The sequence below is a fragment of the Nocardia sp. NPDC051052 genome (assembly GCF_044456045.1).
Classification (GTDB): domain Bacteria; phylum Actinomycetota; class Actinomycetes; order Mycobacteriales; family Mycobacteriaceae; genus Nocardia.
The window spans coordinates 42,332-66,744 of record NZ_JBITFL010000021.1 but is presented as its reverse complement, the minus strand read 5'-3'; the positions used below and the strand labels follow the sequence as shown (position 1 = coordinate 66,744).

General features: G+C 66.6%; 22 protein-coding genes. 12 read left to right on the top strand and 10 right to left on the bottom strand.

Annotated elements, in window-relative coordinates:
• Positions 1–3: 3 nt before the first annotated feature.
• Entirely contained in the window at positions 4–972 is a 969-nt protein-coding gene (locus tag ACIBCN_RS42075; RefSeq protein WP_396998167.1) for a G1 family glutamic endopeptidase, read from the bottom strand.
• Positions 973–1,663: 691 nt separating this feature from the next.
• Between ACIBCN_RS42075 and ACIBCN_RS42070 the strand changes: the two genes are divergently transcribed.
• Both ACIBCN_RS42070 and ACIBCN_RS42065 read left to right on the top strand, forming a co-directional pair.
• A complete protein-coding gene (locus ACIBCN_RS42070) occupies positions 1,664–1,957 on the top strand; it encodes a transglycosylase SLT domain-containing protein (RefSeq protein WP_396998165.1) in 294 nt (97 codons plus the stop codon).
• A 162-nt stretch (positions 1,958–2,119) separates the two neighbouring features.
• Positions 2,120–2,590 carry a hypothetical protein gene (locus tag ACIBCN_RS42065; RefSeq protein ID WP_396998163.1) on the top strand — a complete coding sequence of 157 codons (471 nt, stop codon included), beginning with the start codon at positions 2,120–2,122 and terminating at the stop codon, positions 2,588–2,590.
• Between the two features lie 17 nt (positions 2,591–2,607).
• Here the strand turns inward: ACIBCN_RS42065 and ACIBCN_RS42060 are convergent, their stop codons facing one another.
• From ACIBCN_RS42060 to ACIBCN_RS42050, 3 genes are read right to left on the bottom strand one after another with little or no spacing between them, the layout of a single operon-like run.
• The gene (locus tag ACIBCN_RS42060; RefSeq protein ID WP_396998161.1) at positions 2,608–4,212 is read right to left on the bottom strand and encodes a carboxylesterase/lipase family protein; all 1,605 of its coding nucleotides are present in this window, start codon (positions 4,210–4,212) and stop codon (positions 2,608–2,610) included.
• A 33-nt stretch (positions 4,213–4,245) separates the two neighbouring features.
• On the bottom strand, positions 4,246–5,010 hold the full coding sequence (locus ACIBCN_RS42055; RefSeq protein ID WP_396998159.1) for a FadR/GntR family transcriptional regulator: 765 nt from the start codon (positions 5,008–5,010) through the stop codon (positions 4,246–4,248).
• Positions 5,011–5,063: 53 nt separating this feature from the next.
• Positions 5,064–6,653 carry a flavin-containing monooxygenase gene (locus ACIBCN_RS42050; RefSeq protein ID WP_396998158.1) on the bottom strand — a complete coding sequence of 530 codons (1,590 nt, stop codon included), beginning with the start codon at positions 6,651–6,653 and terminating at the stop codon, positions 5,064–5,066.
• Positions 6,654–7,239: 586 nt separating this feature from the next.
• Here ACIBCN_RS42050 and ACIBCN_RS42045 point away from each other — a divergent pair.
• The 4 genes from ACIBCN_RS42045 to ACIBCN_RS42030 all read left to right on the top strand — a co-directional run bounded on the left by ACIBCN_RS42045 (position 7,240) and on the right by ACIBCN_RS42030 (position 9,897).
• Positions 7,240–7,884, top strand: a complete 645-nt coding sequence (locus ACIBCN_RS42045; protein WP_396998156.1) for a TetR/AcrR family transcriptional regulator — start codon at positions 7,240–7,242, stop codon at positions 7,882–7,884.
• A gap of 160 nt (positions 7,885–8,044) precedes the next feature.
• Positions 8,045–8,524, top strand: a complete 480-nt coding sequence (locus ACIBCN_RS42040) for a VOC family protein (protein ID WP_396998154.1) — start codon at positions 8,045–8,047, stop codon at positions 8,522–8,524.
• 189 nt (positions 8,525–8,713) lie between these two features.
• On the top strand, positions 8,714–8,968 hold the full coding sequence (locus tag ACIBCN_RS42035; protein ID WP_396998152.1) for an STAS domain-containing protein: 255 nt from the start codon (positions 8,714–8,716) through the stop codon (positions 8,966–8,968).
• Positions 8,965–9,897, top strand: a complete 933-nt coding sequence (locus ACIBCN_RS42030; RefSeq protein ID WP_396998150.1) for an anti-sigma factor RsbA family regulatory protein — start codon at positions 8,965–8,967, stop codon at positions 9,895–9,897. The genes ACIBCN_RS42035 and ACIBCN_RS42030 overlap by 4 nt, the downstream gene beginning before the upstream one ends.
• Before the next feature lie 15 nt (positions 9,898–9,912).
• On the opposite strand, the gene ACIBCN_RS42025 is transcribed toward ACIBCN_RS42030, so the two are convergent.
• From ACIBCN_RS42025 to ACIBCN_RS42015, 3 genes are all read right to left on the bottom strand, one after another.
• Positions 9,913–10,695 (bottom strand): crotonase/enoyl-CoA hydratase family protein, encoded by a 783-nt coding sequence (locus ACIBCN_RS42025; protein WP_396998149.1) that lies wholly within the window; start codon positions 10,693–10,695, stop codon positions 9,913–9,915.
• 66 nt (positions 10,696–10,761) lie between these two features.
• Entirely contained in the window at positions 10,762–11,385 is a 624-nt protein-coding gene (locus tag ACIBCN_RS42020; RefSeq protein ID WP_396998147.1) for a TetR/AcrR family transcriptional regulator, read from the bottom strand.
• Complete coding sequence (locus tag ACIBCN_RS42015) at positions 11,382–13,127, bottom strand: amidohydrolase family protein (protein WP_396998146.1); 1,746 nt, start codon at positions 13,125–13,127, stop codon at positions 11,382–11,384. The genes ACIBCN_RS42020 and ACIBCN_RS42015 overlap by 4 nt, the downstream gene beginning before the upstream one ends.
• Positions 13,128–13,399: 272 nt before the next feature.
• Here ACIBCN_RS42015 and ACIBCN_RS42010 point away from each other — a divergent pair, with 272 nt between their 5' ends.
• The 5 genes from ACIBCN_RS42010 to ACIBCN_RS41990 all read left to right on the top strand — a co-directional run bounded on the left by ACIBCN_RS42010 (position 13,400) and on the right by ACIBCN_RS41990 (position 19,519).
• Positions 13,400–15,346, top strand: coding sequence for a primary-amine oxidase (locus ACIBCN_RS42010; protein WP_396998145.1), 1,947 nt, complete (start codon positions 13,400–13,402; stop codon positions 15,344–15,346).
• On the top strand, positions 15,339–16,742 hold the full coding sequence (locus tag ACIBCN_RS42005; protein ID WP_396998143.1) for an APC family permease: 1,404 nt from the start codon (positions 15,339–15,341) through the stop codon (positions 16,740–16,742). The genes ACIBCN_RS42010 and ACIBCN_RS42005 overlap by 8 nt, the downstream gene beginning before the upstream one ends.
• A gap of 115 nt (positions 16,743–16,857) precedes the next feature.
• Positions 16,858–18,240 (top strand): AIM24 family protein, encoded by a 1,383-nt coding sequence (locus ACIBCN_RS42000; RefSeq protein ID WP_396998141.1) that lies wholly within the window; start codon positions 16,858–16,860, stop codon positions 18,238–18,240.
• A gap of 171 nt (positions 18,241–18,411) precedes the next feature.
• Positions 18,412–18,933 carry a L,D-transpeptidase gene (locus ACIBCN_RS41995; protein WP_396998139.1) on the top strand — a complete coding sequence of 174 codons (522 nt, stop codon included), beginning with the start codon at positions 18,412–18,414 and terminating at the stop codon, positions 18,931–18,933.
• A gap of 217 nt (positions 18,934–19,150) precedes the next feature.
• The gene (locus ACIBCN_RS41990; RefSeq protein ID WP_396998137.1) at positions 19,151–19,519 is read left to right on the top strand and encodes a DUF1304 domain-containing protein; all 369 of its coding nucleotides are present in this window, start codon (positions 19,151–19,153) and stop codon (positions 19,517–19,519) included.
• A gap of 52 nt (positions 19,520–19,571) precedes the next feature.
• On the opposite strand, the gene ACIBCN_RS41985 is transcribed toward ACIBCN_RS41990, so the two are convergent.
• The 3 genes from ACIBCN_RS41985 to ACIBCN_RS41975 all read right to left on the bottom strand — a co-directional run bounded on the left by ACIBCN_RS41985 (position 19,572) and on the right by ACIBCN_RS41975 (position 21,772).
• Positions 19,572–21,005, bottom strand: a complete 1,434-nt coding sequence (locus tag ACIBCN_RS41985; protein WP_396998135.1) for a family 1 glycosylhydrolase — start codon at positions 21,003–21,005, stop codon at positions 19,572–19,574.
• Between the two features lie 90 nt (positions 21,006–21,095).
• On the bottom strand, positions 21,096–21,545 hold the full coding sequence (locus ACIBCN_RS41980) for a hypothetical protein (RefSeq protein WP_396998134.1): 450 nt from the start codon (positions 21,543–21,545) through the stop codon (positions 21,096–21,098).
• 44 nt (positions 21,546–21,589) lie between these two features.
• On the bottom strand, positions 21,590–21,772 hold the full coding sequence (locus ACIBCN_RS41975) for a hypothetical protein (RefSeq protein ID WP_396998133.1): 183 nt from the start codon (positions 21,770–21,772) through the stop codon (positions 21,590–21,592).
• An 898-nt stretch (positions 21,773–22,670) separates the two neighbouring features.
• Between ACIBCN_RS41975 and ACIBCN_RS41970 the strand changes: the two genes are divergently transcribed.
• Positions 22,671–24,338 (top strand): cutinase family protein, encoded by a 1,668-nt coding sequence (locus ACIBCN_RS41970; protein ID WP_396998132.1) that lies wholly within the window; start codon positions 22,671–22,673, stop codon positions 24,336–24,338.
• Positions 24,339–24,413 lie beyond the last annotated feature (75 nt).

Here is a 24,413-nt window from a genome sequence, read left to right as displayed (position 1 = left end):
GCCCTATTTGGCGATGGTGAAGCTGGTGCCGTCCTTGGCGATCGGTCCCGGGTGCAACTCACCATTCGTGGCGCCGATCGAGTAACTCACCGGTTTGAAGGACGACAACGGCTTTCCGTCGACCTTCACATTGGTGAACACGACCGGGCTGAAGCCGGGCAGCGCACTGTTGAGCTGACCTTCGACAATGACCTCCGCCGTCTGCGCGGGAGCGTCGGAATGCGCGACCGTGGTCCGCGTCCAATTCTGCGTCACGTTCGCGACCGTCATGGTGTAGGCCCGACCGTCGAAGTCGACCGAGGCCTGCATTTTGTCGCCGGGGGCCGACGTCACGTCCGGGTAGATCACCGGGTTCGCCGGATACGCCTCCCACAGCGCCATTCGATACGTCTGCTGCGCACACATCGCGGCGCCGGGTGCCGAGCCGGTGCCCGTGGCCGCACACGTACCGGCCGCGGCCTGACCCATTTGCGTGTTCACGCCCTCGGCGGCCTTGATCGCGTTGCGGAACCACGCGGGATTATTGGCCACCGTCGCGCTCGCCAAGTTCACGATCGCCAGTCCGGGCAGCGACGCCAACGCGCCCGCGGCGCTCACGCAAATGGCCTCGGAACCGGTTTGCATCAACGGCAATGCCTGCTTTCCGTTGACCAGTGTCCCGTTCAAACCGACCCACGGCACCACGCGCTGAATCACGCCCGTGTCGGAGCATTGCACTTCGGGTTCGATCCACTCCGCGGAAATACTCTTGAAGTTCCCGGTGACCACATACCCGGCCCAGTTCGTGCCGCGAATGCGCGGCGGACTCGCGTCCGTCTTCGTGCTCGGCGGCGCCGCATTCGGTGCCGTAGTCGGCGTCGGTGTGCCATCCGCGGTTGCCAAAGACGGCGAAACCAGCACTGCCACGATCGCCCCCACCACCGACGCGGCGAGACGGTTTCGAATTCGCGTCCGACCCGGGGTAGTCATCATGAACAGGGACAATAGCCGAAAAACATCACCGTCGCGCGATGCCGCGCGGCAGTATTTTCGCAGGTAGCGCACGGTTTCGGTGAACGCCGGAAGGAGCTGACCTGCACCGGTTGAAGATCGGCGAACCCGGCGTGTCGCCACTCCCTATTCACATCGCGCGCCGCGACACGCCGTACTCATTCCGCTTCGTGAAGCGCGGGCATCAACGGTCCGCGGGTGCACCGGCTGTCAGATCCGCCATCGCCGCGGCGAGATCGGGCACGACAAAAGAACGTAATAGATGGGGACGCCACTTGCGGGGCCGAGGCCGGAATCCCGACCGTTAATTCCACCGCACGCAAGTCAATTACGCGCGGGTGGTTGTCGTACCCGAGCCGAACTCATGACTATACCCCTATGCGGCAGTTCTATTCATTTCGCGGACACTCCGGAGCGGCTACGCGGCTAAGCCCGCTCCTAGTGATTTGCTGAATTGGCACGACCGGCTTTGAGATTCAACCATGGATACGAAAGGACCGAATCAACGATGCGGTACTTCATTCCTACCCTCGCAGCAGCCGTCTGTGCCCTTTTCTTCTGTGTCGCTCCGGCACACGCCGTCGCTACCGACTGCGCGGCACCCGACGCGCCGCCGATTTGCGCGACACCGTCCAGCGCCTGGAAAACCCAGCCGGCCGGCTCGGTCCTTTCGATGCCGCGGGCCGCCGTCAAGGCGCTGGCGATGACCATGGTTCCGCCGCACCATTTCTGGGCATTCGACAACATCATCACGCGCGAGAGTGGCTGGAATGTCTTCGCCGTCAATCCGGAAAGCGGCGCCTACGGCCTCGGTCAGGCATTGCCGCCGGAAAAGATGGGCACCCACGGTGCCGACTGGCCGTTCAATCCGGTGACGCAGATCCGCTGGACCTACGACTACATGAACAAGCGCTACGGCAGCCCCATCGGCGCCTGGGAATTCTGGCAAGCGCACCACTGGTACTGACGATCCCACGCCAGGTCGAAGGCGTCCTGCCCCACCCGCCCGGCCGTCGCGCACCCCGCCGTCATCGGCATACCGCACGAGCAACGGCCGAAGCCGTGCACGCCGTCGTGGATGTCTCTGATATGGCCTACAGCACCGGCATTCCACTCCTACTCTTGATCCGTGCGCCGGCTCCTCCCTCTCTTGCTGCTATCCCTCGCCGCCTGCGGTGCCGAACCGGCCGCGACACCACCGCCGACGACGACCACGGCCGCCCCGTACGTCCGCACTCCGCTGGACTGCGGCAAGCTGACCGTCGCCCCGCTGACCGTCGAACCGGGCATCGGCTACATCATCGGCACCCACGCCGAGTGGCTGCCCAAGGGCCAGTACATCCGCATCCGGGTGGCGATCACCAACACCGACAGCACTTTCCACACCACTCGCCCCACCGACTACCAGCTCGACGACGCCGCCGACCGCCCCCACCAAACCAGCGTCGACGCGATGGAAATCAAGCGCCAGCCGAACGAGCTCAACATCGGCGCGGGCAACCGGCTGGAAATGGACCTCTGGTACGACATCCCGGTCGATACGCAGCCAAAGCTGCTCCGCGACAACACCTGCACCACCAACATCCCGCTCCCCGGCTAGTTTTTCGATCGTCGGGGTCACGGGGTGGGGATGCCCGACCACAGGTCGCAGTGGTGATTTCGGGCGGCGTCGGTGGTGGTGATCTTGTCCGGCTCGAGGACGAGGGACTGGTCGCCGGTGTGGCGGGGCCAGTCGGGGAGCCCGCGAGAGTTCGGGTCGCCGGTGCGGACGAAGCTGGACCAGTAGTGGACCATCTTGTCGGACAGGATTTTTTGGGCCTGCGTCGCTGGCGCCGGAATCTGCGCGAGGTCGAACAGATAGGGCACTTCGAAGGCGTGCGATGCGCCGTAGGGGAACGGTGGTGGCGAGGGTAAGCCGGGCAGCGGTGCCGCGTTCTGGTCGGCGAATTCGTAGGCGTAGACGGGACCGGTGCGGATGAGGGATTTGGTCGCGTCGGCGATGGGGCAGGCGAAGACATGGTCGGTCATCACCGCCGACCAGGCCAGCACCGGTTGGGCGTAGGCGTCGAGCGGATACTGTCGGGCCACCGCGTCGGCACGGGGGCCGAACATCGTCAGCAGCTGCGGGTATTGCTCAGCGGTGATCGTCCGCGCGCCGATGAAGCTGGTGTACTCGTCGTGGTTCGCGCCGATCAACACCGGCACCTTCGCGGCCTTGCCCGCCCGGAACGCGGCCAGTGGGTCCTCCGGCAGCAGGGGTTGGCCGAAGACCGGGCCGGGCAGATCGTTTCCGTCCGCTCCGGTGTACTTCAACGGCGTTGCGGCGAGCTTGTCCGCGGGAATGGCGCGCAGGCACTGCGCGGTCGCGGCATCGGTGCCGGGGCAGCCGAGCGTGGTCGCGTACTGCTCACTCTTGTCGACCGCGGTCTGCCGGTCGACCTGTATTTCGCAGGGCCCGCTTTCCAGAATCGCGCCCTGGAACAGCCGTTCCGACTGGGGCGACACCAGGTGATCGCAGACCGACATCGCGCCCGCCGACTCACCGGCGATGGTGACCTTGGCCGGATCACCGCCGAACGCGGCGATATTGTCGTGCACCCACCGCAACGCCGCCTGCTGATCCATCAGCCCGAAATTGCCGACCTGCCCGTCCTCGTGCGCCATCGCCGAATGTCCGAGAAAACCCAGTGCACCCAGCCGGTAGTTGATCGTGACGACCACCATGTCACCGGCCCGCACCAGCCGCGAAGGGTCGTAAATATCGCCGCTGCCAGTAACAAAGGCGCCACCGTGGATCCATACCAGTACCGGCCGCTGCTGTGCGGTGGCACCACTCGGCGTCGACACATTCAGGAACAAGCAGTCCTCGCTGCCCCCGAAACCGCCGGTCTGCAAGGGCTGCGTGCATTGCGCCCCTGGTTTGGTCGCGTCTCTCTCCTGGGACCAGACGGCCGGGGGCGCAGGCGGCTTCCACCGCGACTCCGCCGTCGGCGGTGCCGCGTAAGGGATTCCCGAGAACGTTCGCGTGTCCGCCGAGAGCTTCCCGCGCACCGGACCGGACTGGGTCCCCACCACCACCGAATCGGTCGACGGTCGATCCTTCTCGTTGCTACACGCGGTGATGCCACTGAACACCACCGCCGTGGCGGCGACCACCACCGCGATCCGCAATCCGCGCCCTCTCGCACACCACCGGAACTTGTCGGAGCGGAAGGCGTGCATCGCGGAGCCTCTCTGTCGGGGGCATGTCAGCGCTCACTCGGCGGGATCGGTCGCCGGTTTCGCACCGATGAGCTCACTGAAAGTCTGCACGACCTGATCGTGGTATTCGCGAACCAGTGTCTCGATCATGCCGATTTCGGGGAGGTCGATGTCGGCCCTCGACTGCCAGATGTCCAGGAGCTTGCGGCAGAGCACGACGTGGCCGGCGGGCTCCAATGGATCGTAAAAGGCTTGCCCCGCTTCGGGAATGGAAATCAGCATCTCGCCGACGGTGTTGAACAGGCTCAGGAATCCCGGCTTGCCGAGGGCGGCGAACACGCAGCGCAGCATGTGCAGTTCGGCGGCCATGATGTCGGTCAGCTCGGACGTGTCGTCGCCGACCAGCAATTCGAGGCGGTCGAGCGCGTGCACGGCCCGCGACATGTCGTAGCGGCGCGGCGCGGCGGCGACCGCGCTGATGGCCTGCATGAGCAGCATGTGGTCGACGTCGATGATGTCGGCGAAGATCGTGGCGGCGCGGTCGGGCACCCGATGGGCGAACCGGAACAGGAACCGCCACGTGTCGATGCCGCCGTAGAGCTGAATGTCGCGAACGAGGTAGCCGAGGCCGCGGCGCGCCTCGACGAAGCCGAGCGCGGTGAGCCTGCCGAGGGCACTGTTGGCGGTCGGCGTGCTGACGCCGAACTCGGCGGCGACCTGGCGCACCGACGGCAGCAGTTCACCGGGCTGGTAGCTGCCTGCCGCGATGCGATAGGCGAGCTGCTCGGTGATGTCGTCGACGACCGTTGGTGTTGCCACGCCGGGATTCTTCCAGGCTGCCCGTCGAGGCAGCGCCGCCTGGGCGCGAACTCCTATGCTCCCGACGCGAGCTCGCTACCGACCCGATCGGCGACGACGTGCGCCTGCTCGTAGCGGTAGTCGTCGAGCGGGAACTTGCGATTGCCGCGGCTGGCCTCGAAGAAGCCCGACGGACGCAGATAGGTGCTGTCGCCCTGGGAGTTTCGGTAGTAGGTCGGCACGTGCCCGTTGAGTTCGTTGAAGTAGAACCGCACTGCCTCCGCCCGCGCCAGCGTCTTGCGGTGGTAGGCGTCGTGCGCGTCCTGGCGCACCTCCACGGTGCTCGCCCCCCGGCGAATGCCTTCCTTGATGGCGCGCACGGCGTGATCGGCGGTCATCTCGACGAAGGCGTGCCAGCCGCTGCCGGTCCACGAGTACGGCCCGACCAGGGTCCACCGGTTCGGCAGGCTCGGCACCGAAACGCTCTGGTAGGCCTGCATGCCGTGCTCGGTGTAGAACTTGCCGAGATCGAAACCGTTGCGGCCGACGATGGTTCCCGGACGGTATGTCTCCGGATCGGAGAACACCTCGTAACCCGTTGCGAGCACGATCATGTCGAAGATGTGCTCGACGCCGTCGCGGGTCTTGATGCCGCGCGGGGTGATCTGCTCGATCGGGTCGGTGGTCAGCGTGACGTTGTCGCGGTTGAACGCCTTGAGGTATCCGTTGGACATTGTCGGGCGTTTGGCGACGACACCGAAGGTCGGCGCCAGCTGTGCCTGGGTGGCCGGGTCGTCGATGATCATCTTCAGATATCGGCGGTAGGCGGCGATGGTCCACCGGTCGAAGGCGGTGACGGTCGGGCGCACCACCCGCATGGGTGCCGCGACGGTGGCCCGCAGCACCAGGTCGGCAAGCACGAGGACACCGCCGTGCACCGCGGCCTGGAACCCTGGCACCCCCAGCATGCGCTTGCCCACCTCGGGGATGGCGAAGTCCGGCTTTGGCAGCGACCACACCGGAGTGCGTTGAAAGACACCGAGTTCGGCGACCTCGGGAGCGATCGACGGAATGATCTGCACGGCACTGGCGCCCGTGCCGATGATGCCGACCTTCTTGCCGGTGTGGTCGTAGTCATGGTCCCAATCGGACGGTCGCTGGAGCTTGCCCTCGAACGACTGCCAGCCCGCGATGCCCGGATCCTCCTTGGGCCGAACGAAAGCGCCGACCGCGCTGATCAGGAACCGCGCGGTGATGGTCGTTCCGTCGGCGATGTGCAGCTTCCAGTAGTTGTGCGTGTCGTCCCACTCTTCACGAACCACGTTGGTGTTGAAACGCACATGCGGGTAAAGCCCGAACTTGCGGGCCACGTCCATGTGGTACCGCTTGACCTCCGCGCCGTACGGAAACACCCGGCTCCACCCGGCGTTACGGGCGAACGAATACTGATACGCGATGGCCGGAATATCCACGCCGAGACCGGGATAGGTGTTTTCCTGCCAGCTGCCGCCGACCTCGTCGGCCCGCTCGATGATGACGAAGTCGCCGACGCCGGCCTGCAGCAGTTTCACGCCGGCCGCGAGTCCGCCCGGCCCGGCACCGATTACCGCGACCTGATGATCGGGCGTACTTACCTCATCTGACAGAGGAGTCGAAAAGCTCACGGTCGTTGTCTTTCTCGTGACGGGTTGCGGGAAGATCCCGGAATTCACCATTCACGGTTCTCCGGGTTGTCGACACCATGGTCGGCACCTGATCGGCGAGGCGCTCGAGCCGGTCGAGCAAGCGTCTCCTTCTTCCCGGCTGCATGGCCGTTGTCCCCACTGTGTAACACAGTATAGATTGTCTGGGACACTAACACGAGGGCGTACCGCATCAGCAAGGCCGCCGCGCAGACGCGCACCGGATACCTGCGCCGCTCGCCGGTCTCGGCGAGGAGCGGGCATTCGCGGCAGGATTCGAGACAGACCCTTCCCCACGGAAGCTTTTGCCGCCGCGGCAAGGCGTCTAATGCATTGGATTGCAGTGGTTTTCATCCCACAGCTCCGACGCACCGAAGTTATCCGAAACGAATCCGTTTCCAGCTCAGGGGAATCCCCCATTTGGCCGTCCATCGTGGGACGTACCCTTCCGGTGGATCGCGGTCAGGCAACCCCCCGACCCCCGTCCATGATTCGACTCGCACGCCGCTCGCCCCCCACCTCGGCTATTACGTCCGATCGGTCGGACTTATTGCGATAGGATATCGACATGACGAACAGGCACCCCGCCGACGGGCGCCGAGCACGCGGCGACCGATCCAGAACGGCCGTGCTGGACGCGGTGGTTTCGATGGCCTCGGTCGCCGGGCTCGGCGCGCTGAGCATGGGCCAGGTCGCGGCCGAGGCGGGCGTGAGCAAGTCGGGCCTGTTCTCGCTCTGGCGCGACAAGGAAGAGCTGCAGCTGGCGGCCATCGAACGCGCGCGAACGCAGTGGGCGGACATGGTCGTCGCGCCCGCGCTCAAAGCCCCGGCGGGCGTCCGTCAGCTGTGGGCGCTGCACGAATCACGCCTGGCGTTCTACACCGACCTGGTACTGCCCGGCGGCTGCTTCTTCGTGGCCATTCAGCACGAATTCGATGACCAGCCCGGGCCGGTGCACGACCGCCTCGTCGCCCTCGCCCACGAGTGGGATGCGTTCGTGCACTCCATCATTCGCACCGCGCTCGACGCCGGGGAATTGCGGCCGGATACCGACCCCGGCGTCCTCGCCTACGAACTCGAGGCGCTGGGCTACGCCGCGGTCACCCGCGCCCGGCTGCTGGATGGCGATGCCGCGTTCGCTCAGTCACGCGCCGCCATGCTTGGGCGGCTGCGGGCGTACTGCACCGATCCCTCGATTCTCCCCAAGTCTTGAGCTAAAACTTTACGACCGATCGTTCTTATTGTAGGGTGGAACCGTACAGCGGATAGCGGTCGGCGGCAGCGCCGGCGGGGGCAACTGAATGCATACCCACCCTCATCGCGTCGCCCAACGAGCGAACTTGCGCGCGGTGATGCTCCGAAAGGAACCGCACATGCCAACCATGCAGCCCGCATATCACATCGGAATCGTCGTGGCCGACCTCGACAAGGCCATGGCCGAGCTGGGCAAGCTCGGTCTGGAGTGGCACGCGCCGATCAGGAACAACAGCGACGTGTTCAGCAATGGCGAGACCAAGAACATCCAGCCGTGGATGGCCTACTCCAAGCAGGGACCGCCCTACCTGGAACTGCTCGAACAGATGCCGGGCACCATCTGGGCCGAGACCGGCCTGCATCACCTCGGCGTCTGGACCGACGACATCCCTGAGGAGTCGAAGCGACTCTCCGCCGAGGGCATTGCGCAGCTGATCTCGTCCCACGACAACATCTCCGACTCCGCCTCCGCCTACCACCAAACCACCGACGGCGTCCGCCTGGAACTGATGGACATCGGTCGCGTCGGCCCAGGATTGGCGGTATATCTGAGCGGCACCGCCGACGACTACCTCAACAACCTGCGGACACCCGGGTAGCCGCCTGATCGATCCGGCTCGGCGAGGGCGTATGTTCGGGAGGTAATTTCCCTGCCGTCGACAGGCAGAAGGGGTGGTGCGAGAGTGCAGGCCGAGCCAGCGAGACCCGCCGAGAAGGGTCCCGTGATATCGCCGGATTCGACCAGTCTGCGGACGTTTTCGACGAGCAAGCCCCCTGGCCTACGCTGCGTGGGTCAGGTCGATTTCGCGACGCACGACGCGTGGGAAACCGCGCTGGCCGACCTGCCTGCTACCCGCGACATCCACTTGGAATTGTCCGAGCTGACCTTCATCGACACGCGCGGCACGCTGATACTGGTGGAAGCCACGAATCAGGCGGCGAAGGGACGCAGGGTCGTGCTGCACAACCCGCCCGTGACGCTGGTCCGCATCCTGGAGCTGTTCTGGCCGTCGCTTCCGACAATCGAGGTAGATCGCGCATGACCAGCACCACCGCTGACCCCTTCGTGCATCCGGCGCTGTTCTACAGCGACACCGAGGAGTACCTGGCAGGCACCGTCGGGTTCATTCGCGAAGGATTGGCCAACAACGAACCCGTCGCGGTGTCGGTCCCCGGACCCAACCTGGAACTGATTCGCGCCGAACTCGGCGCCGACGCCGAGTCGGTGCGGCTGATGGACATGACCGTCGAAGGCCGCAACCCTGGGCGGATCATTCCCGGTGTACTCCGCGCCTTCGCCGACACCTACCCGACCGGACGGGTGCGGATCATCGGCGAACCCATCTGGGCGGGCCGCTCCGCGACGGAGTATCCGGCGTGCGTGCAGCACGAGGCGCTGATCAACGCCGCGTTCACCGGCCGCGAGGTCACCATCCTGTGCCCCTACGACACCGAACGCCTCGACCCGACCGTGCTTGTCGACGCGCACGCGACCCATCCGACGCTGATCGACAGCAGCGGCGAGCGGGCAAGTAGCGCCTACGATCCCGACCGCATCGTCGCCTCGTACAACAAGCCGCTACCGCCCGCGCCGCCGATCGCCCGCGTCATCGCCTTCGACGTCACCTCGCTCACCGAGGCCAGGCACCGGGCAGGCGAGTTCGCCAGCCAGGCGGGCATGACCCCGGACCGCGTCATCGATCTGGAATTGGTCATCGCCGAGACCATCACCAACTCGGTGGTGCACGGCGGCGGCAGCGGCACGCTGGCGCTCTGGATCGACGGCAGGCAACTGCGCGCTCAGGTTCGCGACGGGGGTCACATCACCAACCCGCTGGCCGGCCGGGTGCCACCGCAACCCTTCCAATTCGGCGGCCGCGGACTGCTTTTGGTCAATCACCTCACCGATCTGGTCCGCATCCACACCGGCGTGCACGGCACCACCATCCAGATGGATCTGCGCCTGGCCTGACCCGTGCGGTGGCCATCATCGACCGGTGAACTTCGCCTTCCGTCGCTCGACGAACGACTGGATACCCTCCGCGCCGTCGGCCGTCGCGAACAGCTTGGTGACGTCGCCGACCAGACGTTCGGCCGCGGCGGCGTTACCTTCGTCGCGGGCCCGGTGCGCCGAGGCGAGGATCGCGCGAACGCCCAATGGCGCTGAGTTCTCGGCGATTTCGGTGGCCAGGGTGCGTGCCGCGGCGAGGGCCGTGGCCGCGTCGGGGGTCACCTGCTGGAGCAGTCCGATGCGGAGCGCCTCGGCGGCATCGAATTCGGCGCCGGTGAGGACCCAGCGCATGGCGTTGCCCCAGCCCGCTTCACGCCAAAACCGCAGTGTCGCACCGCCGAACGGGTAGATGCCGCGCCGGACCTCCAGCTGACTGAACCGGGTGCCCTCGGCGGCGATCCGGATGTCGGCGGCCAGCAGCAGCTCGATACCCAGCGTCATGCACCACCCCTGTGCCACGGCGATCACCGGCTTGGTCCAGTTGTAGTTCAGCCGCCACGGGTCGAGGCCGTCCTCGGGGTAGGTGATCGCGCCGGTCGCCAGCGCGGGGGCGACGTCGACCAGGTCGAGGCCCGCGGTGAAATGCTCGCCGTGCCCGAACAGCACGCCGGCGCGCAGCTCGTCGTCGTTTTCGAGCAGGGCATACGCGCGCGACAGCTCGCCGAGCATCTCGAGGGTGAAGGCGTTGCGCTTCTCCGGGCGGTTGAGTCCGATGAGCAGGACATGTCCGTCGCGTTCGACGGTAACGGTGTCGGCCATGGGCTTCAGTCAACAACAGCGATATTGATTATGCAATAGTCCATAATCGATGCCACGGCCCGCTGCTCACGAGCCCGATTCGACGCGAATCTCCCCCACCAGACGCTGGAAGGTACTGGCGACATATTCGATGCGGGCATCCTCGAGCTCGGGCCGCGGGTAGGTCGAGCGGAAGATCGCCTCACCGTCGAACATGTGCACAATCGAGGTGGCCAGCAGGCGGGCGACCTCCGGGGGAACGGCGGGCGACAGGGCCGCGATCGCGACCCGCTCGACGTCGTCGAGCAGCGCCCGGGCGACGGGGGCGAGCCTGGCCCGCAACTCCGGCTCGGTGCGCGCGGCGACGAGCAGCTCGAACCAGACCGTGTTGGTTTCCTGGCGGATCTGATTGCGGGCGCGGTGCAGGATGTGCGTCAAATCCAGTGGCTGGTCGGCGTGTTCGCGCGCGCGGATATTATCGAACGCACGCATGTGCCTGCGGCCGACCTCTTCGGCGGCAGCGACGACCAAGTCGGTCCGCGAATCGAAGTGCCGGAAGATGCCACCCTTGGACACACCGGCCCGGCGGCTGATCTCACCGAGCGAGGCATTGTGATAACCGACCTCGGCGATGGCCTCGATGGTGGCCTCGACGAGCTTGCCGATGGTGGCGGCGCGGCGCTGGGCTTGAGTTCGGCGCGGCGCGGTCACCGCTCCTGGGACCTGAGGAATCGTCCGGTGCGGCCGGTGCCGAGGATCGGCGCGGCCGTGCCGTCGCCGAAGACGTACTTGCCGCCGATGAAGACGGCCGAGACCGCCCCGTCATTGCGATTCACCATGCGAGACAGGTTGTCATACTGCGCGACCGTGCTTTCGGCGTAGGCGTCCAGCGAGGCATCCAGCTGCGCCGGGTCGATGATCACCAGATCCGCGCGATCGCCCTCGCGCAGATGGCCCGCGTCGATGCCGTACCAGTCGGCGAGCTCACCGGTGAGCCGGTGCACCGCGCGCTCCAGCGAGATGAACGGCGCGCCGGCCTGCTCGGCATCGCGCACGCGGCGCAGGAAGCGGAGCCCGAAGTTGTAGAACGCCATGTTGCGCAGGTGCGCGCCCGCGTCGGAAAAGCCGAGCTGCACACCGGGATCCGCGCCCAACCTGGTCAGGAACTTCGGCCGATGGTTGGAAATCGTGGTGCGCCAGCGCAGTTTGGTGCCGTGCTCGACCACCAGGTCAAGGAACGCGTCCACCGGATGCACGCCACCACGGTCAAGACCCACCTGCCCGAATGTCTGGCCGACCACGGAATCGTCTGGGCAGGAGACGATTTCGGCATCGAAGAAGTCGCGGTGCCAGACCCGCATCCCGAACTTCGAGTCGTAGTCCTTGCGGAACCGTCGCCGGTACGCCTCGTCCTGCATCAGCGCATTGCGCTCGACCTGGTCGGCGAGATGCAGCGCCGCGGCACCCGAACCGAACTCCTCGAAGATCACCAGGTCGATGCCGTCGGCATACACCTCGAACGGCACCGGCAGGTGCTGCCAGCGGAAGTCACCGCCCAGCGCGTTCAGTGCGCGCGCGATCGGTCCCATGATGTAGACCACGGCCGGGTTCGCCTTGATGTCCGCGGCCGACAGCAGCGTGGTCTTCAAGCGCTTGCGGAAGATGCCCAAGCTGCTCAGCGCCATCGCGCCGATGCTGCGCACCGAGCCGACATCGGGGCCCGCCTGCAGCACCCGCCGCCGCCGTCGCAGAATCGCGTTGAGACGGCGGCGTTCTCGCGCCTTGGCGTAGGTGGACGGCAGCGTGCGCGAACGGCAGGTATCGCCGTCGAGCTTGTCGAAAAGCAGCTGCTGCGCCGACATTCCGACGAAGCCGGCGTCGAGCGCCTCGGTCAACGCCGCTTCCATCGCCGCCTGTTCGGCCGCCGTGGGCCGGACCTCTTTACGGGTGGCGCGGTCGAGCCCCATCTGCGCCGTGCGGATATCCGAATGACCAAGCATCGCAGCGATATTCGGGCCGAGCGGCAGCTCCTCCAACGCGGCGACGTACTCGCGCGCCGAGCGCCAGGTCTTGGTCTCCTCGATCGCCTCGATCACGTGCCGCCGCGGGATCGCCTCCACCCTGCCGAACAGATCACCCGCCTCGGTAGCGCCGACGTGCACGGTCGACAGCGAGCAGGACCCGAGCAGCACCGTCGTCATGCCGTGCCGCACCGATTCGGCGAGCTCGGGCGTCTTGAGCACCTCGATGTCGTAGTGAGTGTGGATGTCGATCATGCCGGGGACCACCCACTTGCCCTCGGCGTCGATGACGTTCGGGCAGCCCGTCTCGTCGAGCGGCTCCGCCGACACCGCGACCACCCGGTCGTCGCGAAGTCCGAGGTGGCGCGTGCCGGAGGGCGAACCGGCGCCGTCGAACCAGCGCCCGGCCTTGATGATCGTGTCGTAGCTCACTCCTACATTGCAACCGATCGGTTGCTAACCGTCAAGGCTCAGTTCTCACACCGCGCCAGGACAGCAGGCGAGGAATAATTTGCTGTTCCGTAACTCTGAGCTCGCCATACGGCAACCAGTACCCGGCATTCTCATTCGACTGAATGCGGGAACAGGTTGGCGGCGTTTACTACCCAATTGTCCAAATAGTTGCTGAATAGGATGAGCGGACGCAGCTTCTCGGCGGATATCCCCCTTGCTTTCCACATTCGTGACACTGACATGGAGGGCTCATGCCCACGCTCACACCGGGACGTGCCGATCATCCGCTCGCCCTGCCCACCGAGGCCGAGATCGCCGAGGTGCGTGCCGTCGTCGCGGCCGCCGGGCTGATCGCGCCGACCACACGTTTCGTCTACGTCGGACTGGACGAGCCGGACAAATACGAGATCTACCAGTGGTCCGGCGCGTTGGATCGCCGCTTCCGGGTGCTGCTGCACGACATCGACCGCCCGAACGCCATCGATCTGGTCGTGTCGCTCAGCCGCCGGGCGGTGCTGTCCCAGCGCACCCTGGACGCCATCATCGACGGTCAGCTTCCCGTGCTCGACGAGGAGTTCGAGCTGGTCGAAGCGGTGCTGTCGACCGATCCGGGCTGGCTGGCCGCGCTGGCCGCCCGCGGCCTCGACGTCGCGCAGGTGCGGGTCGCTCCGCTGTCGGCGGGCGTGTTCGACTACGTGGGCGAGCAAGGCCGCCGGATCCTGCGCGGCTTGGCCTTCCATCAGCAGCACGAGAAGGACCATCCCTGGGCGCACCCGATCGACGGGCTCGTGGCGTTCGTCGACGTGATGACCCGCGAGGTGTTGCGGGTGATCGACACCGGGCCCGTCGACGTGCCGCGGGAATCGGGGAACTTCGACGACCCTGTCGTCACCGGCCCGTCGCGCACCACGCAGAAACCGATCGAGATCACCCAGCCGCACGGACCGAGTTTCACCGTGCGCGGCAACCTCGTCGAATGGGAAAAATGGTCGATGCGAGTGGGTTTCGATGCCAGGGAGGGACTCGTCCTGCACCAGATCGGATTTCACGACAATGGCCGGATCCGGCCGATCATCCATCGCGCGTCCATCGCGGAAATGGTGGTGCCGTATGCCGATCCGTCGCCGATCCGCTCCTGGCAGAACTACTTCGACACCGGCGAGTACCTCGTCGGCCGCTATGCCAACGCACTCGAGCTCGGCTGCGATTGCGTCGGCGACATCACCTATTTCGACGCGGTGATCGCCAACGAGACCGGCAACCCCAGCGTGCTGCGCAATGCGATCTGCCTGCACGAGGAGGACTTCGGCGTGCTGTGGAAGCACACCGACCTGTGGACCGGGTCACGCGAGGTCCGCAGGCAACGCAGGCTGGTGATCTCGTTCTTCACCACGGTGGGCAACTACGACTACGGCTTCTTCTGGTACCTCTACCTCGACGGCACCATCGGCTTCGAGGTCAAGGCGACCGGAATCGTCTTCACCGCAGCCTATCCCGGCATCGATCACCCGTTCTCCACCCAGGTGGCGCCCGGTCTCGGCGCGCCCCATCACCAGCATCTGTTCAGCGCACGCCTCGACATGATGGTCGACGGGCATCGCAACCGGGTCGAGGAGGTGGAGAGCGTGCGCGTGCCGATCGGCCCGGACAACCCGCACGGCAACGCTTTCACACTGCGGCGAACAACACTCGCTCGCGAATCGGCGGCACAGCGGCTCGCGGACAACCGCGTCGGGCGCGTCTGGCGCATCAGCAATCCCGAGGTGTACAACCGTCTCGGCCTGCCCGTCTCTTACGTGCTGTACCCGGAGGGCAAGGAAACGCTGCTCGCCGCCGACGAATCGCCGATCGCCCAGCGAGCCGCCTTCGCGACGAAGAGCCTCTGGGTCACCCGATACGACCCCGCACAGCGTTATGCCGCAGGCGATTTCGTGAATCAGCACCCCGGCGGCGCGGGACTTCCGGAGTACGTGCGCGCCGATCGACCGCTCGACAACGAAGACCTGGTCGTGTGGCACACCTTCGGCCTCACCCACTTCCCACGACCGGAGGACTGGCCGATCATGCCGGTCGACTACACCGGATTCGTGCTCAAGCCGGTCGGCTTCTTCGACCGTAATCCCACCCTCGATGTCCCTCGCACCAGCTCCGGCCATTGCGAAGAGCCGACCAGTTGCCATGGAGCCCCCGATGACTGAAACATCCACTGCCGGTGCCCGATTACGCGGTTCGATCGGGGTGACGGGGATCGTCTTCCTCGTCATCGCGGCCGCCGCGCCGCTGACCTCCGTCTGCGGCGCCTTGCCGCTCATGATCGGCCTCGGCAACGGAGCGGGTGCACCGGCGGCCTACCTCGTCGCCGCGGCCGTGCTGCTCGTCTTCAGCGTCGGATACGCCGCCATGAGTGGCCATCTCGACGAGGCGGGCGCCTTCTACGGCTACGTCCGCAGCGGTCTCGGCGGCAGCGCAGGCCTCGGCGCGGCCGGGCTGGCATTGCTCACCTATACCGCCATTCAAGCCGGGATATACGGGCTCGCGGCATCGACCGTCGAAGGACTCGTCGTGCATTACGGCGGGCCCGACTTACCCTGGTACATCTACGCTTTCGCGCTGATGACCCTCGTCGCGGTGCTCGGCTACCGGAATATCGAGCTCGGCGCCAAAGTCCTCGGCGTGCTGCTCGTGGTCGAGATCGGCATCATCGTCGCGTTGTCCGCCGCCGTGCTGAGCCAAGGTGGCGCGCACGGCATCGATACCGTCTCCTTCACCCCGTCGGCCTTCTTCGACGGCTCCCCCGGCGTGGCGTTGATGTTCGCCATCGCGTCGTTCATCGGCTTCGAGGCCACCGCGATCTACGGCGAGGAGACCCGCGACCCGCGGCGCACCATCCCGCGGGCCACTTACATCGCGGTGCTCACCATCGGCGCGTTGTACGCGGTGGCCAGTTGGGCAGTCGTGCTCGCGTTCGGCAGCGACGATGTCGCCGCGGCCGCGGGCGACGACCCCGAAGCGCTGACCTTTACCGCCGCGCGGATGTTCCTCGGCGAGACGTCCGCCGACCTCATGTCGATCCTGCTGGTGACCAGCCTGTTCGCGGCCCTGCTCGCGTTCCACAACGCGATCTCCCGGTACGGCTACGCGCTCGCCCGCGACGGCGTCGGGCACCCGGCCCTCGGCCATATCCATCCGCGCCACGGCTCCCCGCACAAGGCTTCACTCACCCAATCCCTGTCGGCGGCACTGGTCGTCGGTACCTTCGCCCTCGTGGGCGCGGACCCGGTCCTGCAGCTGTTCACCTGGATGTCCGGCCTGGCCACCGTCGCTATTCTGCTGCTGATGACGCTCACCAGCGTCGCCATCATCGTCTTCTTCCGCCGCACCGGCGTGGATCGGCGCCGCTGGCACACCGTCGTCGCGCCCGTCCTCGGCACCGCCGGGCTGCTGATCATCACCGCCCTGGTCATCGACAACTTCAGCACCCTGGTGGGTGGCTCGGCCATCGTCGCTACCACCCTGCTCGGCACTGTCGCGGCGACCTTCATCCTCGGCGTCGCGATCGCCCAGCGACGCCTAGCCGCAGCCTCCGTCAGCTAACGATTCGGCGTGGCGTGCGGCCGACTCGGTAGCGCGCGGACCCGACTCGGGACACACTTGACGGCGTGAATCGCATGCCATTCGGGCCGATCGCCGACGACCGGGCCGGTCGACGGTGACCGCCCTCGCCCGCGGCGAGAACCGGCCCGCGCCCGCCGACCGGATGACGGTGACCGTCAGCTGCGCGGCCGGGGTCGACGTCTCCGCCCTGCTGCTCGGCGCGGACGGCCACGTCCGGACCGACGCCGACTTCGTGTTCTTCAATCAGCCGGTCGGTCCCGGCGTCATCTACCGGCACGGCAGCGGTCGTGGCGACATGGTCGACGTGCAGACCAGCGCGCTTCCGCCGGACGTCGACAAGGTGGTGGTCACCGCCAGCCTCGACGGCAGCGGCCCGCCGACCTTCGCCGGCGCGGGCACGCTGCTCGCGACGATCGGATCCGATTCGGGGGCACTGACTTTCCCGATGGACGGGCTCACCACCGAAACGGCCGTGGTGTGCGTGGAGATCTATCGCCGCGGCGGCGCCTGGAAGGTGCGCGCGGTCGGCCAGGGTTACGACAACGGGCTGGCCGGCATCGCGACGGCGTTCGGCGTCAACATCGACGACGAACCCGAGGCACCCAATCCACCTGCCGCCGCGCCGGTTTCGCCGCCCGCACCCGCGCCGAACTACCCGCGGCAGGCCGCGCCCCCTTATCCTTCGGCCCCCGCTTACTCACCGCCCGCGCCATCATCACCTCAGCAAGGAGCACTGCCGATGCAGAGCGATCTGTTCAACCCCAGCCACGCCGAAGTCTCCGGCGGCGGCATCCAGAAGCAGGGCGGCAAGATGATCAAGGTCGCCGTCAACGGGGAGGTCATGGCTCGGGCCGGTTCCATGGTCGCCTACCAGGGCGACATGCAGTTCAAGGCACTCGGCTCCGGCGGCATCGGCCGAGCCATCACCCAGCGGCTCACCGGTGAGGGTGTGCCGCTGATGAACGTCTCCGGCCGCGGCGATCTGTTCCTCGCCGACAGCGCCGCCGACGTGCACATCATCGACCTCGACGGCACCGACGGCCTCACCATCAACGGCTCCAATGTGCTCGCCTTCGACACCAGCCTGTCCTACCGGGTCCAGCGGGTGCAGGGCGCCGCCGGAGTCGCCAGCAACGCCGGGCTTTTCAACTGCGTGTTCACCGGGCGCGGCCGGATCGCCATCACCACACACGGCTCGCCGGTGGTACTCCAGGTCGACCAGCCGACCTACGCCGACCCGCAGGCGGCGGTGGCCTGGTCGTCGAGCCTGCAGACCGGGATCAAGCGCAACGACTCGTTCGGCCTCGGCAGGTTGATCGGCCGCAGTACCGGCGAGGGGCTCACGCTGGCCTTCTCCGGGCGCGGCTTCGTCATCGTGCAGCCATCGGAGTTGCCGCCCGGCGGGCTCATCGGCGGCACCGGCGGCGGCCAGCAGGCCGGGCAGAGCGGCGGTGCGCTCGGCGGGCTGTTCGGCTGAGGCAACTGTTCGGATTGTGAAACATCTGCGCGCCGCGATTGACCCGGCGCGCAAGGTCCGCGATGATCGCTACCACCTCGGATCCTCCAGTTTCTTGCGACGAGGTACTCCTATCACTCTGGCATTTCGGCACGCAGCGTGGCGGCAAGGCGAAGAGAGGCCTGAAATTTGATGAGCAGCAAGCGTTTTAGAAATTGGTCGGCGAGATTCGTGGTTATGGCCGGGGTCGCGGCCGCCGGATTCGCAATGACGGCAACCGCACAGGCCGAACCGCTATGGCCGGGCGGACCGGACATTCCCGGCGTACCTGCCATCATTCAGCCGCCGCCGCCCGCGCCGGTCTACGCGCCGTGCACCGCGGCGAAGGTCCGCGCGTGCATGCGGCTGTCGACCAAGGAAATGTGGCTGATGGAGGATGGGAAGACCATCTACGGCCCAAAGCCGATCGAAATCGGCAGGCCGGGATACGAATCCCATGTCGGCGTCTTCGACGTCGATTTCAAGCGTGAACATTTCTGGAGCACGATGCACAATGCGCCGATGGAGTGGGCCGTCTTCTTCGACGGCGATATCGCCACCCACATCGGACCGCTCGATTCGAACTCGCACGGCTGCATCCGGATGAACCCCGACGCCGCCGAGGCGACGTATCGCCACCTCGAGCCCGGCGACATCGTCGAGGTCGTGGAGTGAACTCGTAACACCATTCATTACGGAAACGGGATGCCCCGACGGGCATCCCGTTTTTGTTTGCCCGGCAACGGTGGGTGCCCTGCGGTGAGCGACTATTCGGAACTATGGGCAATGCCGCTCGGTTGCGCGCGTCGGCACTCGGGCCGACCGGTTTTCGGTCATCCTTGATCAGAAATCCGGGCGGATCCCGGCCTATACCCGAGGAAGCGAGTCGATCGTGCGAGTAGTAGCCGAGGTTCTGGTCGGATTGGTGGCGGCGCTGCACGTCTACATCGTGGTGATGGAGATGTTCCTGTGGACGACGCCGCGAGTACGGGCGGCGTTCGGCAGCACGGTCGAATTCGCCGAGCAGACCAAGGTTCTCGCCGCGAATCAGGGACTCTACAACGGCTTCCTCGCGGCCGGGCTGATCTGGGGAATCATCGCGTCGGACCCGGTCGGGTACGCCGCGATGATCTTCTTCACCGCCTGCGTCGTGGTCGCCGGAATCTACGGTGCCGCCACCGCCAGCCGCCGCATCCTGCTGGTGCAGGCACTGCCCGGCGCGATCGCGCTGATCGCGGTGCTGGTGGCGGGCAGCCGGTAACGCGCTGAGCGGCACGCCACCGGGTGACCATCCGCCGCCCGCGGGGCCGGGGTCAGGGAACGGCGAGGTCGATGCAGCCGGGAGTGGGGTCGACGACGACGCAACCGGACGGCGGGCGGGTGGGGTGGTAGTCCGCTGAGACGCCGCCCGCCGCGATGGTCTCGGTGTAGGTGGCGACGGCCTTGGTCGGGCGGCGCTCCAGCTTGGGATCGTTGCGCACGTCGACCGCGTAGAGGCCGAATCGTGGGTTGTAGCTGCCCCATTCGTAGTTGTCGGTGATGCTCCAGTAGTTGTAGCCGATGAGGTTCACGCCGTCGGCCTTGGCGCGCTGCAGCCAGTAGACGGTGTCGCGCAAATGGTCGCTGCGGTTGTAGTTTCCGGTTCCTGGGACGTTGTCGTCGTCGGAATTGGCGTTCTCCGTTGGCATCCCGTTCTCGACCACGTAGATCGGCATGTTCGGCTTGCCGAACTTGCGCGCCTCGTCCGCATAGCGTTTGACCGCGTAGTAGATTCCTTCGGTCCGGATCGGCAGATTCCACATCCCGGGCGACCCGACGGCCGCGATGGACCGGACGGTGGCGGGCGGGCTCGAGGCCGGCGGCTCGTAGGCGAAGTAGTAGTCGACGCCGATGTAGTCGAGCCGGTCGCGGATCTTCGCGAACAATCCGCCGTTGACCTGGTCATCGATACCGGCGACGTAGCCGATATTGCTGGTCACCTGCGCGTCGGGCCGCACGTCGTGAATGTATTCATAGATCTTGTTGTGCGCCTCGGCGACCAGGTCTTCCATGCGATCCTGATTGGTCGCGTTGTTGCGGACCTCGTGCATGATGTAGGCGACTGGCTCATTGATGGTGACCCACATCGGATTTCGCGGAGCGTATCGGTCGACCACCTTGCGCATGTTGGTCAGCCAGGCTGCGAGCATCTCCGGGTTATCCCAGCCGGTGTCCGGGGTATCCGAGTGCGGCCCATGGAACGCGCCGTCGTAGGCCCAGCCCGGGTACACCCAGTGATCGAGGGTGAGCATCGGGCGCATGCCAGCACTGATGATCTTGGCGATCACCTTGTCGTAGAAGCGGAATCCGTCGGCGTCCCACTCCAGTCGGCTCTTCGGTTGCAGCCGCGCCCACTCGATCCCGATTCGGAATACCTTCACTCCGAGCGACTTCGCCAGATCGATATCGGTGGCGTATCGATCGTAGAAGTCGATCGAGCTCTGATACTTGTCGAACTCGGGGTGGTTCCCGATGTAGCGCACCCAATTGCTATCGGGCGCATCGTTGTTCGGCGACGGGCTGGTGGTCGGTGGCGCATGGCCTTCGGACTGGAAGCCGGACGCCGCGACGCCCCAGAGAAAGTCGGGCCCGAGCGCGGCGGTCCCCGCCACTGGCTCCGTCGGGTCGGCAACACCCACGCCGGGCACCAGCAGCGCGGCCATCGCGACCGCGAGCGCTACCGCGGCACGCCGAGTCGATGTGCGCATAAACCGAGAACTTAACCGACTAATTGCTGAACCCCCGGTAGGCCCGGTCCCTGCGGCGAGTATCGGCCGGGGAGCGCGCCCATTCGGTGGCTAGTTCATCGACAGCCGGTGGCCGATCCGCGCGATCGTCACGGCCGGCGGTGCGCCGTACGCCCCGTTGCTGGCGGCCGCGGCGGCCTCCTCCGCCGCAGCCGCGGCATCGGCGACCGTGCTGTCGTCGGGGGCGAACGCGGCGGCCTTCGCGGCGTCGAGCGCGGCGGCGCCCGCGTCTTGGACGGACACCGCCGCGTCGGCGGTGACGACCGCGTAGAAGGTTGCCTTGATCGCGTGGTTGGCGGCGACATAGGCGTGCCAGGCCGCGTCGCGGGTGGTGTTCGAGGCGGCCACGGCACGCGCGGCGCCGTGCGCGCGGGCGACATGGTCGACGGCCCTGTCCCGGTTCACCGCTCGCTTGGCCGCGGCGCTGGCGCGGCCCGCGGCACTACTCGCCCTGGCGTGTGCCTGGGCAACCAGCTCTCGGGTGGCGTCGAGCTCCAGCACGGCGGTCGCCCGGGCACTGCCTGGTAGCAGGGGAATAACCTTGCCTACCAACGGAACCCGCCGATGTGCTCGAGCTGCTCGGTGTCGTCGTCCGCGTCGAACCAGTCCGAACCAGCGGTCTCCGGCCCCGCGTCGGATTTCCAGAAAGCCAGGGAATCCGTTCCGGCGCAGTAGATGACGACGGCCAGCACCGCCAATGCCGCCAGTTCCTTCGACATTCGCGCCACAGCGAACCTCCTCGATCGACGATTGTGTGCCGGCGAGCCCCGGCGGGGGCGGTAGCACAGAATGCGGAGTGCGCGCGCATCTCCGGTTTGTCCGAATTCCCGCCGGACTCAACGAAAATGCGCGCGTGCCGCCTAGCCCAAGATGCCGAAGGTAAGAATCCCTACGAGGTTCTCCGTTACCGCGAGCACGCTGTTCACTAGACCGAAGAGACCACTCAACATGACTTGCTCCTGTGATACGCCATTGACGGATCGGTGTCATTTGTCGAACGAGAGCACGAGCTGGATCGCCGAGGAAGGCTAGCGCACCAGTCCCCAAAAGGACAAAACACCTGCGCCAGCGTGTTCATCGCCGAGACGTTCCGCCGGTCACAAGCGTTGCCCCAGCTCACAGCCGTATCGAAACCAGTCCAAAATTTCTTCCATCCGAACGTACTTGGGTAACGAAGACACTATCGACGCCTGCCACTGACGGTTCCCGACATTGTCAGCGTTGGACGCCCACCCGGGTTGTTCGCGCCGCCTGGAGTTTTCGCCGCGGAGCACCACCGACATTTCAGACCCAGCGTCGGATTTACCGCAGAAAGACTGACCGGGCGGCTTGTAACCACAGCAAAACGAAAGGCAAAACATGATTGCACCGCTCCTCACCGCCGTCGTCACCGCCCTCACCTCGGGACTCACCAGCGTCGTAACCGCGCTTCTCGGCGGCTGATTCGACACGGTCCGGGGTGGCGGCGAAGCCCACCCCGGACCGGCGGACGCCGGAGACTCTCCCGACCAGAACCAGCCTCAGGCCATGCGGATCAATATGAAGGTGGGTACGTTGCGTCGAATGCTATTCTCCAGAACAGGTATTCGGAGACTAGGAACCCTCGTCGCAGGTACGGCCTTCGCCATGAACGCGGGAGTCGGCCTGGTCGCGGCACAGCCGACGGCTGGCCAATCACTGCGCTGCCCAGCCCTTTACGCCATCGGCGTACCCGGCACGGGCGAATCATCCCCCGATGCGAACCCCTCCGATGATCACGGCATGCTGTCGTCGATCTTCCTGCCGATGCTGGCGGCCGAGCCCGACCAGACCGATCGGGCCTACGTGCCCTACGATGCCGGCTTCGGCGGTGCCGTGCCCGGTGGCCCGGTTCCCTACGCACAATCGGTGACCGGCGGCTTACAGCGGCTGCGGTCGATGGCGCAATCGGTCGCCGAGCGATGCCAGAACACTCGCCTCGCTGTCGTCGGCTACTCCCAGGGCGCGCACATCGCCTCCTTGTTCGCCCAGGAGATCGGCCGCGGTGCGTCCACCATCCCGGCCGACCGGATCGCCGGCGTCGCCCTGCTCGCCGACCCCACCAGATACCCCGGTGCGTCGCTGTTCCCCGGTGCCGCAGGCAAACTCGCGCCCGATCCCGCACCGGGCACGGTGGCCGCGGAGCTGTCCGCGCTGCAGGCGCAGCCCGCCCCCGCGGCGGGCGGCGGGATCGGACCGCTGCGCGACCTCGCCCCCGACTTCGGCGCGCTCACCGGTCGGGTCGCGTCGTTCTGCATCGACGGCGACCTCGCCTGCGACTCCCCCGCGAACGCGCCGATCCTGCACATGATCACCAACATCGCGGGCCAAGCGCTGCTGCCACTGGACGACCCGCTGACCGCGCTGTCCTCGATCGCCGACGCGCTGGCGGCCACCGCGGGCAAGACCGCTACCGACGTGGTCGACAAGGACCTGCACGGGCTGACCCCGGGCAGTCTCGTGCTGTCGCCCGACAAGTCGCTGAGCGAGCGGCTCGCCGAGGCCTCCGACCCGCGCTCGACGATCGACGACCCGACCGCGCAGTCGGCCGCCGTGCGACTGGCGACCATCACGCTGAATACCCTGACCAGCATCGTCGGTGTCGTCCTCAGTCCCGAAGACGTCTGCCAGATCGGCACCATCGGCGCGAAGGATCCGCTGGCCGGGTTGGCCGCGTTGGCCGCCAAGATGTTCGCCGCGATGCCGAAACGCTCCGCCGCGCCGCGGTTCACCCAGGTCGTCACCCAGGCGTTCGATGCCATCGGACGGCTGGTCAGCGACAATCTCGAACTCGTCGACACCCAGGTCTGGTCTAAATATCAGGACGCGGTGGCCAGGCACGGCGCCTACGCGTTCACCGCGGTCGCCGCGGACCGCCCCTCGGTGCGATTCGTCTCCGACTGGTTCATCGCGCTCTCCCGCGCGCTACCGGCGCCGACCCAGCCCAAACCGGTTGTCGCCCAACCGGACAGCGTGCTCGCCTCGATGCCCGGTCAAGATGCGCAAGTCCCGCCGACCGCCAAACCCGCGCCTGCACAACGCAACCCGCAGCAGCCCAAGGACGCCACCACCAAGGTGGGCAAGGCCTTCCGAGCGGACAAAACTGGGCCGACCCGCGGTCACCTCCGACCGGAATCCGTGACAGCACAGGCCAAGAGACTCGAGGCAAGCCGGCACGTCGTCTGGGCGTTGCTGCTCTCGGAGAGCGCACTCCTGCTCTACACGGGGCGTCGGCGAATCGTCCGAACGGGTTGGGACACCGACTTTCTCGGCTGAATCGACAGCAGGCGGACCCGATCGCTCGTGGGAGCGAAGTGGACCCGCCTGCCGCCGGATGAATCAGTAACGCGT

Bases quoted from the DNA above. Each gene is read 5' to 3' on its own strand.
- ACIBCN_RS41985 (WP_396998135.1), bottom strand. From the start codon at position 21,005: ATGCGCACATCGACTCGGCGTGCCGCGGTAGCGCTCGCGGTCGCGATG.
- ACIBCN_RS42060 (WP_396998161.1), bottom strand. From the start codon at position 4,212: ATGCACGCCTTCCGCTCCGACAAGTTCCGGTGGTGTGCGAGAGGGCGC.
- ACIBCN_RS42045 (WP_396998156.1), top strand. From the start codon at position 7,240: ATGACGAACAGGCACCCCGCCGACGGGCGCCGAGCACGCGGCGACCGA.
- ACIBCN_RS42040 (WP_396998154.1), top strand. From the start codon at position 8,045: ATGCCAACCATGCAGCCCGCATATCACATCGGAATCGTCGTGGCCGAC.
- ACIBCN_RS42070 (WP_396998165.1), top strand. From the start codon at position 1,664: ATGCCGCGGGCCGCCGTCAAGGCGCTGGCGATGACCATGGTTCCGCCG.
- ACIBCN_RS41970 (WP_396998132.1), top strand. From the start codon at position 22,671: ATGAACGCGGGAGTCGGCCTGGTCGCGGCACAGCCGACGGCTGGCCAA.
- ACIBCN_RS41995 (WP_396998139.1), top strand. From the start codon at position 18,412: ATGAGCAGCAAGCGTTTTAGAAATTGGTCGGCGAGATTCGTGGTTATG.
- ACIBCN_RS42010 (WP_396998145.1), top strand. From the start codon at position 13,400: ATGCCCACGCTCACACCGGGACGTGCCGATCATCCGCTCGCCCTGCCC.
- ACIBCN_RS42030 (WP_396998150.1), top strand. From the start codon at position 8,965: ATGACCAGCACCACCGCTGACCCCTTCGTGCATCCGGCGCTGTTCTAC.
- ACIBCN_RS42005 (WP_396998143.1), top strand. From the start codon at position 15,339: ATGACTGAAACATCCACTGCCGGTGCCCGATTACGCGGTTCGATCGGG.
- ACIBCN_RS42075 (WP_396998167.1), bottom strand. From the start codon at position 972: ATGATGACTACCCCGGGTCGGACGCGAATTCGAAACCGTCTCGCCGCG.
- ACIBCN_RS42025 (WP_396998149.1), bottom strand. From the start codon at position 10,695: ATGGCCGACACCGTTACCGTCGAACGCGACGGACATGTCCTGCTCATC.